The 11,038-nt window shown below is 65.1% G+C and carries 9 protein-coding genes; 7 read left to right on the top strand and 2 right to left on the bottom strand.

Features of this window, described 5'->3' with window-relative positions:
* Positions 1 to 543 precede the first annotated feature (543 nt).
* Positions 544 to 1,680, top strand: a complete 1,137-nt coding sequence (locus tag TSA1_RS15350; protein ID WP_100177095.1) for an alpha/beta hydrolase family protein — start codon at positions 544 to 546, stop codon at positions 1,678 to 1,680.
* Between the two features lie 42 nt (positions 1,681 to 1,722).
* Positions 1,723 to 2,523, top strand: a complete 801-nt coding sequence (locus tag TSA1_RS15345; protein ID WP_100177094.1) for a transglycosylase SLT domain-containing protein — start codon at positions 1,723 to 1,725, stop codon at positions 2,521 to 2,523.
* A 102-nt stretch (positions 2,524 to 2,625) separates the two neighbouring features.
* Here TSA1_RS15345 and TSA1_RS15340 read toward each other — a convergent pair whose 3' ends face one another.
* Positions 2,626 to 3,441, bottom strand: coding sequence for a response regulator transcription factor (locus tag TSA1_RS15340; protein ID WP_100177093.1), 816 nt, complete (start codon positions 3,439 to 3,441; stop codon positions 2,626 to 2,628).
* A gap of 552 nt (positions 3,442 to 3,993) precedes the next feature.
* Between TSA1_RS15340 and TSA1_RS15335 the strand changes: the two genes are divergently transcribed.
* Together TSA1_RS15335 and TSA1_RS15330 are read left to right on the top strand one after the other, a co-directional pair.
* Positions 3,994 to 5,154 (top strand): acyltransferase family protein, encoded by a 1,161-nt coding sequence (locus TSA1_RS15335; RefSeq protein WP_100177092.1) that lies wholly within the window; start codon positions 3,994 to 3,996, stop codon positions 5,152 to 5,154.
* Positions 5,155 to 5,250: 96 nt separating this feature from the next.
* Positions 5,251 to 6,099, top strand: coding sequence for an MBL fold metallo-hydrolase (locus tag TSA1_RS15330; RefSeq protein ID WP_100177091.1), 849 nt, complete (start codon positions 5,251 to 5,253; stop codon positions 6,097 to 6,099).
* A gap of 27 nt (positions 6,100 to 6,126) precedes the next feature.
* Here the strand turns inward: TSA1_RS15330 and TSA1_RS15325 are convergent, their stop codons facing one another.
* Positions 6,127 to 7,002, bottom strand: a complete 876-nt coding sequence (locus TSA1_RS15325) for an aldose 1-epimerase family protein (RefSeq protein WP_100177090.1) — start codon at positions 7,000 to 7,002, stop codon at positions 6,127 to 6,129.
* A 181-nt stretch (positions 7,003 to 7,183) separates the two neighbouring features.
* Between TSA1_RS15325 and TSA1_RS15320 the strand changes: the two genes are divergently transcribed.
* From TSA1_RS15320 to TSA1_RS15310, 3 genes are all read left to right on the top strand, one after another.
* On the top strand, positions 7,184 to 8,287 hold the full coding sequence (locus tag TSA1_RS15320; RefSeq protein WP_100177089.1) for a glycosyltransferase family 4 protein: 1,104 nt from the start codon (positions 7,184 to 7,186) through the stop codon (positions 8,285 to 8,287).
* Between the two features lie 216 nt (positions 8,288 to 8,503).
* Positions 8,504 to 9,682 carry a glycosyltransferase gene (locus TSA1_RS15315; protein ID WP_245448272.1) on the top strand — a complete coding sequence of 393 codons (1,179 nt, stop codon included), beginning with the start codon at positions 8,504 to 8,506 and terminating at the stop codon, positions 9,680 to 9,682.
* Complete coding sequence (locus TSA1_RS15310; RefSeq protein WP_100177087.1) at positions 9,682 to 11,019, top strand: glycoside hydrolase family protein; 1,338 nt, start codon at positions 9,682 to 9,684, stop codon at positions 11,017 to 11,019. The genes TSA1_RS15315 and TSA1_RS15310 overlap by 1 nt, the downstream gene beginning before the upstream one ends.
* Positions 11,020 to 11,038 lie beyond the last annotated feature (19 nt).

Genomic DNA, 11,038 nt, shown 5'->3' with positions numbered 1-11,038 from the left:
TCGTCCGCACGCGGCCTCGGGCTCACAGGGACTACCCGCCCTGCCCGCACCTCTCGTGCCGACGCTGCCGCGTCCACCGCAAGCCCGGCTCGCGAACATGACGACCACAAGTCGCCCCTCTTGGATGAGCCGGGATGAGCGAGACATACGCCGAAACCGAATTTCGGTAAAGTGGAATATTTTTGCGCGTGTGGATTGACAGAGGGCGACACAGGGCGACGCCCACCCGTCCTTTCACAGGTAAGCATCTGGCTCTTTGCACGAGTTGGCGCGCGCCTCGTCCTTCGAGACGACCGCTTTGCGGTCTCCTCAGGATGAGGCTAGGCGGCATCGGAGCCTGTTGAAATAATTGCAACGGACTCAGTCCTCATCCTGAGGGCCCGCCAACGGCGGGCGTCTCGAAGGATGGCCATAGGCGAGATCGCTCCATATGCGCTTACCCTGCGTCATCCCCAGGACAACGACGGCGACAGCTGCGAGGTCAGGGTCCAAGTAACTGGATCATGCTATGCTTCCCGCCATCGAGGCCCTTCGAATCGTCCCATGGCTCTTTCGCGCAAGCTGCTTCTGCTGATCGCCGGCCTCGTCATGACCGGTGCACCGGCGCGCGCCGCGCAGTTCTACACCGAGGACCTTCGCATCCCCATGGCGGAGGCCGGACCGCAGGGACTGGAAGCCCTTTTGGTCCGCCCGGCGGGCGTGAAGCGCTATCCGCTCGCGCTGCTCAGCCACGGCTCGCCGCGCAGCTTCGACGACCGCGCCACCATGTCGGCGCACCGATATTACGGCATCGCGCTCGAATATGCCCGGCGCGGCTTTGCAGCGCTGATCCTGATGCGGCGCGGCTACGGCACCTCGCCCGGCGGTCGCGTCGACAGCGTCGGCGGTTGCGCGACCGCGGCCTACTTGCCGGCGGCCGCGGTCGCGGTTGCCGATCTGCGCGCCGCGATCGACGCGATGGCGCGAAGGGCCGATGTCACGACGTCAGGCATGATCGCGGCCGGCCATTCTGCCGGCGGGCTCGCGACGATCGCGCTCGCCGCGCAGGCCCCGCCCGGTCTCGTCGCTGCGATCAATTTCGCCGGCGGCCGCGGCTCACGCGACGACGACGTCGTCTGCAATCCGGAGGGGCTTGTGCAGGCCTTCGCCGCCTTCGGCAAGACCTCGCGCGTACCGACGCTGTGGGTCTACGCGGTCAACGATTCGTATTTCGGCCCCGACCTCGCGCGCCGCCTCCATGACGGGTTTCGCGCCGCTGGCGGCAACGCGACATTCATCGCGGCGCCGCCCTTCGGCGACGACGGCCACTACCTCTATTCGGTGGCGAGCCGTCCACAATGGACCCCCTATGTCGACGCCTTCCTGCGCGAGCGCGGCCTCATCGGCCGCGACCTTCTGGGTCTGCCCGATCCGCTGCCGCCGCCGCGCCAGCTCAACGAGGCTGCGCGGGCCGAGTTCGAGCGCTATCTCGCCAGCACGCTGCCGCACAAGGCTTTCGCGGTGTCGCCGAACGGGGGCTACGGCTGGCGCGCCGGACGCGTCACGGCCGACGAGGCCCAGCGCGACTCACTGGCGGCCTGCATGAAATGGTCGCCGACCTGCACGCTCTATGCGACCGACGACCGCCTCGCCGGGCCTTCGCAAGCGACATCCACCGATCAGAGCGCCCGCGCCCGCTAGCCGCGGAGCCGTTTGTTAACTCGGGCGATCTATGACGAACGCATGCTGTGGGATCGGACAGGCTTCTACCTCGGCGCGACGTGGCGACACGTGGCGCTCGTCCTGTTGTTGTCGGCGCCGCTCTGCGCCCATGCCGAAGACAGCGCCCCGGACGAGCCGCGCGTGACGTCGGCGATCCCCGGCGGCGGCACGGAACTCGGCGCCGGCGAAACGCCATCGTCCCGGGCCTTGATCCGGAAGATCATCGAGCGCGAAACCGCACGCACCAATCTACCGGCCGATATCGCCGAAGCCGTCGTCTTCGTCGAAAGCGGCTACAATTCGGCTGTCATCGGCAACGTCGGCGAGATCGGCCTGATGCAGGTGCGGCCCGAGACGGCGGCGATGCTGGGCTTCCGGGGGAGCGAAGCGGAACTCGCCGAGCCCGACATCAACATCCATTACGGGGTGCTTTATCTCAGCCAGGCCTGGCGGCTCGCCGGCGGGGATATCTGCCGCGCCCTCATGAAATACCGGGCTGGCCACGGCGAAGAAGCCATGACCGCGCGGTCGCAGGTCTATTGCAACCGGGCCCGTAACCGTCTTGCCGCCATGAACTCGAAGGCTCTGGAGGTCGCGGCCGCTCCGGAGCCGGCGCCGCGCCCCACCTCCACCGCTCCCGCGGCGGCTCCAGCAAAACGGGCGAGCGTACTGAGGATCGCGCTGCAGCCCAAAGCCGTCTATGCCCGATATCGTCAGGGTAGCGCCGCCGCCAGCCGCGCCTATTGGGCCGCCCACGAGGCCAAGATCAGCCAGATCAAGGCACGCATCGAAGCGCGATGGAAGCGCGTCGCGTCGCGCTGAAAACGGTGCGGCCGGCGCCGGCCGCTATTGCCTGGGCGTGATCTTCTCGGAAAACCGCTGCGCGCCTTGCGCTGACGCCGCCCTTCGGGTCCGGATGTTGTCCTACAGCCGCTCGCTGAGCGCGAGCTTGTAGCCGACGCCGGTGACGGTTGCGATCACGGGCGTGCCGCTGCCGACGAGCTTGCGGCGCAGCCGCGCCACCAGTGCGTCGACCGTGCGGATGTCGACCTCGGCCTGGCGGTTGCTCACGACCTCGATCAGATAATCGCGGCTGAGCGGTCGTCCGTCGGCGCCGACGAGCGCCGCGAGCAGATCGAATTCGGCGCGCGTCAGCGCCACCGGCTTGCCGTCGCTGCCGAGCAATTCGCGCCGCGTCAGGTCGATGATCCAATCGCCGAAGGCGATCGAATTGTGGTTGCGCGCCGCCTTGCGGTCGATCGAGCGCCGCCGCAGCACGCTGCGTGCGCGCGCGAGCAGGTCGCGCAGATTGATCGGCTTGGTGACGTAGTGATCGCCGGCGATCTCGAGGCCGAGGATGCGATCGACGTCGGTGTCGCGGCGCGTCACGAAGATGATGCCCGCGTTACTGGTCGCCTGGATCTCCTTGGCGAGCTCGAAGCCGTCGCCATCGGGCAACTGCAGATCGAGAAAGACGAGATCGGTGCGCGCACGCAGCGCCTGGCGGCATTCGGCGCAGGAACCGGCGCCGACCACGTCGAAATTGTTCTCGCTGAAATAGCCGACCAGCATGGTCCGCGTCACCGGATCGTCCTCGACGACGATCAGCCGCTCGCGGCCGGCGGGACGCACTTCCCGAAGTGCGGAGTCAACCACGGTCTTGGGTATCCTGTTTGCCTGCGGCCCGACCTGCAGATTCAAGCCGCCGCGCAATGCGCTGTCATGTGAACGTACATTCACGACTTGTTCGAGCCCCCGAAATTAGCCGCTGGAATATTAGGCGCGTTGCGACGCGCAAACAATATTGCTCATGGCCTTGGCGTATTAAGTATGAATTGGCCCACACTTCTCATTCCGCGCATCAACGCGCCGGACGGCCTTTGCGGCGGCCATGAGCCGCCCCCTGGTCATCCAGGGCAATCGCATACCGGAGTGATGTCGCCTGTGGCCATCCTTCGAGACGCCCGCCGTTGGCGGGCCCTCAGGATGAGGACCGAGTGCGTTTCGCTGGTTTCAACGGGTCCCGACGCTGCTTAGCCTCATCCTGAGGAGACCGCCACCGGGTCCGCGCAAAGCGCGGCCCGATGACAGGCTCCGCGGTCGTCTCGAAGGACGAGGCGTGCGCTCAGCTCGCGCAAAGAGCCAAATGCGATAATCCTGCCTGGTCTTCGATCCCGCACATTCGGCTTCGGACTCAACCCCTGGTTAACGTAAAGAAAGTCTTCGGCTTCGGAAAGCCCGGCCGCGCCTCTATTGTCCCGCCTGCACAATAAGAACCATGGAGCAGATGTGATGCAGGGGCAGACCCGGTTGGCTGCCGGTCGAGCCGAACAGGGCACGGTGCCGTTCGCTCGTTCGCACACGCTCGACGTCCTGCGCGGTCTCGCCATCGTCGGCGTCATGGCGATCCACGTCTCACAATCCTTTCCGTCGAACATCCACGCCGTCGATTTCGCCTTCATGTGCGGCTGGACCGGCGTCAACGTGTTCTACTTCGTCAGCGCCATGACGATGTGCCTGATGTGGACGCAGCGCAGCGGCGAGACGAATCCGACCCGCAAGTTCTACATCCGCCGTGCCTTGCGCATCGCGCCCCTGTTCTGGCTCGCGATCCCGGTCTATCTCGCCATCAACGGCACCGGGCCGAGCGACAACGCGCCCTTCGGCATCGGGCCGCTTCAAGTGATCCTGACCGCGACGTTCCTGCACGGCTTCTGGCCGGACAGCGTCAATAGCGTGGTGCCCGGCGACTGGTCGATCGCGGCGGAGATGACCTTCTATCTCGTCTTCCCGCTCCTGATCACCGCGTTCGGATCGCGCCGCCATCTCTATCTCGCGCTTGCCATCGCGCTGCATCTCGTCAATGTCGGCCTGTTCAAGCCGTGGGCCTTCGCACTGTTCTCGGCCTATTACGGCCCCGGGCACGAGGCCTTCGTCTGGACCACGCTGCACATCAGCTTCCTGAACCAGCTTCCCGTGTTCCTGATCGGATGCGCGCTGTTCTTCTCGCTGCGCGACGGCTTTGCCAGATCCGACGCCGCGATCTACGCCGTCTTCATCGCGCTGTCCTTCGTTGCCGACCGCGCCACCGGCTCGCATGAATTCAACTATCTCATGATCAACCTCGTGCTCGGCGCACTGGTCGTCGGGTGCATCAAGCTTGCGGTCCGCTTCCAGCCGCTCGAGGCGCTCGGCCGCAACTCCTATTCGATGTACCTGTCGCACTTCGCGGTGATCCATGGCCTGCGTCAGCTCTGGCCGCTCGCGGACGGATTGATCTCGCTACTCGTCGCCTATGTCATCACCGCCGCGCTGAGCTATCTCGTCGCACGCGCGACATGGCATCTGATCGAACGGCGCGCGCAGGACCTGGCGCATCGCCTGACAATTGCGGGACCGGACCGGTCAAGCCTCCGGCCGGCCGTCGCCGCCAGCGCAGCCGGCATGCGCTGAACGCCCCTGCTCCGGTCCCTGCCGACCCGAAGTGGCTTGCTTCACTGCCCGCCTTCGAATCTACTGTGGAGGCTCTTCACGCATGGAGTGGGCACCATGGAGGTCATACTGCTCGGCACCGGCGGCCCGCGCCCGGACCCGCGCCGCATGGCGACGACCACGCTGATCCGGCTCGGCGACGAGAATATCCTGTTCGACGCAGGCCGCGGCGTCGTGGTGCAGCTCAGCAAGGCCGGCGTCCCGCTCGGCGCGATCAACACGGTCTTCCTCACGCACCATCATTTCGACCATATCGGCGACCTCTACGACGTGATGCTGAATTCGTGGATGTCCGGACGCAAGGGCGAGCTGCGAATCTTTGGCCCACCGGATACCGGGCGGCTCGTCGACACGCTGATCACGCAGGTCTACGACAAGGACATCACCTGGCGCGACAAGGGCGAGCCGGCCTTGGGCGGCTGGAAACCTGTCGTCGCAACCGACGTCGTACCCGGTCCCGTTCTCGACACCGGGCGCTGGAAGATCAGCGCCGAGCTGGTGTCACATGGCGACGGCCTCGACATGCCGCCGGCCTTCCTGGCGCGATGGATGTGCCTTGGCTACCGCTTCGAAGCGGAGGGCAAGGTCGTTGCGATCTCGGGCGACACGGTCCCCTGCGCCGGGCTCGCGCGCCTGGCCGAGGGGGCCGACCTGCTCGTCCAGTGCTGCTTCCTCGCAACGCCTGAGATCAACAACGAGAACCTGCGCCGTCTCGCGAAATTCACGATCGCCTGCGGCGACACCGTCGGCAAGGTCGCGGCCAAGGCCGGCGTCAGGAAGCTCGCGCTGACCCATCACCGGCCGCGCACCGACGATGCCATGCTGAACGCACTGCTCGATGATGTCAGGCGGGACTATGCGGGTTCGGTCGTGATCGGCGAGGATCTCACGCGGATCGAGGTGTGAGGACCTTCGATCAGCTCGCCTTCGGGTTCAGGACGATCCGACCTCGATCCGGAACGACAATTGTTCTTCCGCGCCGGTTGCGATGTGCATCAGGCCCGGCTTGCCATCGAACTCGCCATCGAATCCGGCGGGACTGGCATAGCCGCGCCAGGGCTCGATGCAGATGAACGGCGCGCCCGACGGTTTCGACCAGACGCCGAGCTCGCGAAAGCCGCGCCAGGACATTGTGAGCCAGGGGCCGCTGGAGGCGGCATAGCGGACCGCATGGCTCTCGATTTGGTCGAAGATGACGGCGTCGTCGGTGAACAGGGATTCGGAGAGGGGAAGCACCGCACCTTTGACCGGGCTCGGCTCCGTTGCCGGACGCAGCAATCCGCCATCGAGACGGCGGACGGGAGACAATTCCGCGCTGGCGAAGGTCAGCGCGTAGCTCTCCTTGGCAAGCCCCGGCTGCAGCGGCCAGTTGAACGCGGGATGACCACCGATCGAAGCCGGTAACGTCTCCCTGCCGGTGTTGGCGATCACGAGCGTCAGATCGAGGCCGGCATCGTCGAGCGCATAGATTGCGGTCAGCCGGAACGCGAACGGATAGCGCGCGCGCGTCGCCTCGTTGTCTTCGAGCACCAGCGTGCAGCGGCGCTCGCCGCGCTCTGTCCACGCAAAGCGGCTGTCGCGCGCAAAGCCGTGCTGGGTCATCCGATATGTCTTGCCCCGATGCCGCAATTCGTCGCTGGCGAGACGTCCGACGATCGGAAACAGCAATGGCGCATGGCGCGGCCATTCCGCTCCCGCCTGCCAGACGAATTCGGTGACGTCGTCCTTCAGCGAGCACAGCTCGGCGCCGTGCGCCTTGATGGTCGCAGTGAGGGAGCCGCCGCGGAGAGTGTGGGTGTCGTCACGCATGGCCGAGATCTACACCGCGCCCCCGCACGCAGCAAGGCGGCGCCGGCCATGCAGATGGAGCGTCTCCCCCGTGCAAGGCCGCGTCATATTTCCGTACCTTACAGTTGCTCCCTTGCATCTCGTCCACTGCCTGGGTCCCGCAGGACCGGTCCGGACTCCGATCAACCATTGTGGTAGCCAATTGAAATTCTTCATCAACGGCCGCTTTCTGTCGCAAAAGCTCACCGGCGTGCAGCGTTACGCCGCTGAAATCGTCAAGGCGATCGACGTGCTTTTGGCGTCGGAGCAAACTCCCGACTCGCTGCGGAACGCGGACTGGCAGTTGCTGACGCCCGTGGATGCAAGCGAAGACCTTCACCTCGAGCGAATCAAGATTCGCACCGTCGGCCGCTTGCGCGGGCACGCCTGGGATCAAATCGATCTGGCGCGCGCCGCTGCGGGAGGCCGCTTGATCAGCCTGGCCAATGCTGGCCCGGTGTTCCATCGCGACCACATTGTCGTGATCCACGACGCACAGGTCTTTCGCCGGCCCGACTTCTTCAACTGGCGCTATCTGGCAGTTCACCGAACGATGGGCCGGCTGCTCGCCCGACACGCAGGCATCGCAACCGTATCGGCTTTCTCGCGCAAAGAGCTTGCCGAGGTGCTCAACCTTCCGGCAACGGCGATCCCGGTCTTCCCCAACAGCGCAGAACACTTCGCCAAGACGAAGCCGGATCCCGGCATCGTTGCCAGACTTGGGGTTCAGCCGCGGAAATTCTTCCTCTACGTGGGCTCGAGGACCAAGAACAAGAATCTCTCCGTCGCGATCCGTGCTGTCCAGTTGCTCGACCGGGCCGACGTTCCGCTGGTCATCGTCGGAGGAGATAACAGCAAGGTCTTTCAGGACAATTCGGGCGAGGGAGCTTCCGGCCTGTTGCTGGCCGGTCGATTGACGGACAGCGAGATTGCCGCGCTCTATGCGCATGCGTCGGCATTCGTGTTTCCTTCGCTCTATGAGGGCTTTGGCGTGCCGCCGCTCGAAGCCATGCTCTTCGGCTGCCCGGTCATTGCCTCGACGGCCGACGCCGTCGTGGAGACCTGCGCTGACGCGGCTGCGTATTTCGACGCCAACGATGCCGAGGCGTTGAAGCAACTCATGCTCGAAAGATTGGCAACCGGCGCCATCTCCGATCAGGAGCGTCGGCGGCAGCAGGAGCGCGTTGCGTTCTTTTCATGGCAAAAGTCGGCGAAGTCGCTGCTCGACCATCTCGCGCCGCCGACAGACATTGCCAGCGCTGCTTGAAGTTCGACGCACTTCACCCATTGCGCGCATCGGTTTTCGCACAAACAATTTGCAACTGGCTGCAACTCGTGCGCCTGCACATGGTTCCACAAGATGTTTTCGTGACAATCGTGCGCGCAAAGAGCTTGGCGCAACATCACCACATCGCTGCCCCATTATCGCTACGTATTCGAGGAACTGTGTTTCGCAGTAGCGAACACCGAACAGGGATACACGATGTCCAGCTCTCCGACGCAAGCCTATGCAAGGCAACCGATGAAGGTGCTGCACATCGCCGAGACGATTCGGGGCGGGATTGCGAGCTACCTGAACGAGTTGCATCCGCAGCAGCAGGCAAGCTTCGGCGCCGAGAACGTGCACTATGTCGTGCCCTCGGATCATCGTCGCGATCTCCCCGCAATCGATGACAACCACATTACGACGTTCGAACGACCCGGCCGCAGCGTCGCCGGGCTGTTCCAGATGCTGCGCGCGAGCATGCAGGCGCTTGATGCCTTCCGTCCCGATGTCGTGCACCTGCACTCCTCGTTTGCGGGCCTCGTGCTCCGCCCCGCGCTTGCAGCCCGCTCGGACGGACCGCGCGTGGTCTATTGCCCGCACGGCTGGGCATTTTCGCGCGAGACCGGCCGCCTCAGCCATTGGGTGACGAAGGCGGCGGAGAATCTTCTCGCGCGAACCTCGGATCGAATCATCTGCATCTCGGGCGATGAGTTCAACGAAGCGGTCCGCGCGGGAATTCCGGCCGACCGCCTCACCCTTGTTCACAACGGCATCTCGAAGACGCGCTCGCCGCAGCCTGTCGCGGCGGACTGGACGTCTGAGAAGGTCAAGGTCCTCTTCATCGGGCGCCTGGACCGCCAGAAGGGATTCGACCTCCTGATCGAGGCGGCGCGCGCGCTCGAGGATGTGCTTGATATCCGCATGATCGGCGCCTCCGTCGTCAACAAATACGAAGGCCCGAGCGTCCCGTCCAATGTGACGCTGCTGGGCTGGCTCGACCGCCCGACCATCGAGACCCAGCTCGAGGCCGCCGATCTCGTCGTGATCCCGTCGCGATGGGAGGCCTTTGGCCTCGTCGCCCTGGAAGCGATGCGCGCGGCCAAGCCCATCCTGGCATTCCGCAGCGGAGCACTGCCCGAGATCGTCGTCGACGGCGTCACCGGCGTGCTTTGCGAGCCCGTCGCCGTTCAGCCGCTGGTGGACGGTTTTCGGCGGGCGCTCGATTTCGATCTCAAGGTGCTCGGACAGCGCGGCTACGACAGGTTCAAGCAGCTGTATGACGTTCAGAAGACACATGGGCAGCTGCAGCAGGTCTATCTCGAGCTCCTGCAGGACGACCGCGCACCGGTTGCAACGAAGGCGGCGCTGCAATCGGATCTCTCCAAGAATTTCTGATGGAACGACGCGCACGCACCTTGGCTCGCCGCCATCTCCTGCGCCTCGCGGGCCTCATCTCGTCCATTGTTCTGTCGGTCCCGGCCTGCGCCCAACACGCTCAGCCGCTCGATGCCCGCTTCCTGCTGGGTGTCGGCACCCACCAGGGGCTGGGCGGACCGGTGAGCGCGCGCGGATACGTGCCTTCGGAGAACGTCGCCCAGATCAAGCAGCTCGGCTTCAACGCCTTCCGCGACGATTTTCCGTGGTCCGACTTCGAGGTCGGGGGACGCCGGATGGGGTTCACGCCCCGGCTGGGGAGGCTCGAGACGCAGGTCAAGTCGGGCGTCGCGCGCCCGCTGCTGATCCTAGCGTTCGGTCATCATCTGGTTCCGAATTCCTCGCCACCGACCACCGACGAGGCGCGGCAGCGGTTCGCCGACTACGCTGCGGCGGCAGCGCAAGCGGTGGTGGCGCAGCATCCGCTGTTCGAGCTCTGGAACGAATGGAATCTGGCATCGAAGAAGGATGCCGCGTTCTCTCCTGAGAACTATCTGGCGCTCGCGCAAGTCGCGCGGCCGGCGGTCAAGCGGGTTGCGCCGAATGCACCTTTCCTGATCGGAGCGCTCGGCGACGATCCCGGCTGGACGTGGACCGAGAAGATGCTGCGCACCGGCATCCTTCAATATGCCGACGGCGCTTCGATCCATCTCTACAATTTCTGCATGGGCCCGAGCAAACGCACCTCGGCCGAAATCATCGACCGGCTCACGGCGTTTCACCGCCTCGTCGGCCAGGCGAGCGGAAACCCGGACTACCCGATCTACGTCACGGAGACGGGCTGGACCACGGCCGGCAACAAATGCGGCGTCAGCGAGCAGGCGCAGGCCGACAATACGGCACAGCTCATCCTGTGGGCGTCGACCGCGACACGCTGGCTCAAAGGCATGTGGCTCTACGAGCTCAAGGACAGTGGAAAGAATCCATCGGAGCTGGAGGACAATTTCGGGCTCTATCGTTTCGACAATTCGCCGAAGCCGGTCGCCTGTGCGGCCCAGGGCGCCTGGGCTTTCATTCGCTCCACCCTGAGCGCCGAGCGGCGCGAGCTCGCCAGCGGCGTCGTGTCGATCAACGCATCGACGGCTTCCGGGAGCAGAATTGCAGTCTGGTCCGAAGCTCCCGACCAACGCTACGAAATCCGGCTCAAGGGCGATCAACAGGGCGCGAGCTTTGCAATGCCCTGCGACCCGGCGGCAAGGCCCGCCGCCGGCGTCTGGATCCCCGTCTCGAGCACACCTGTTCTGATTGCAGCCAATGACAGTGCCGTTCCCGCCCTGGAGATCAGGCCGGCGCGGTAGAGGCGATTTTGCAGACATG

Source organism: Bradyrhizobium nitroreducens (genome assembly GCF_002776695.1).
GTDB classification, from domain to species: domain Bacteria; phylum Pseudomonadota; class Alphaproteobacteria; order Rhizobiales; family Xanthobacteraceae; genus Bradyrhizobium; species Bradyrhizobium nitroreducens.
This window is presented reverse-complemented; position numbering and strand designations above follow the sequence as displayed.

Coding starts and splice junctions, on each gene's coding strand:
- TSA1_RS15335 (WP_100177092.1), top strand. CDS start 3,994: ATGCAGGGGCAGACCCGGTTGGCTGCCGGTCGAGCCGAACAGGGCACG.
- TSA1_RS15315 (WP_245448272.1), top strand. CDS start 8,504: ATGTCCAGCTCTCCGACGCAAGCCTATGCAAGGCAACCGATGAAGGTG.
- TSA1_RS15350 (WP_100177095.1), top strand. CDS start 544: ATGGCTCTTTCGCGCAAGCTGCTTCTGCTGATCGCCGGCCTCGTCATG.
- TSA1_RS15345 (WP_100177094.1), top strand. CDS start 1,723: ATGCTGTGGGATCGGACAGGCTTCTACCTCGGCGCGACGTGGCGACAC.
- TSA1_RS15330 (WP_100177091.1), top strand. CDS start 5,251: ATGGAGGTCATACTGCTCGGCACCGGCGGCCCGCGCCCGGACCCGCGC.
- TSA1_RS15325 (WP_100177090.1), bottom strand. CDS start 7,002: ATGCGTGACGACACCCACACTCTCCGCGGCGGCTCCCTCACTGCGACC.
- TSA1_RS15310 (WP_100177087.1), top strand. CDS start 9,682: ATGGAACGACGCGCACGCACCTTGGCTCGCCGCCATCTCCTGCGCCTC.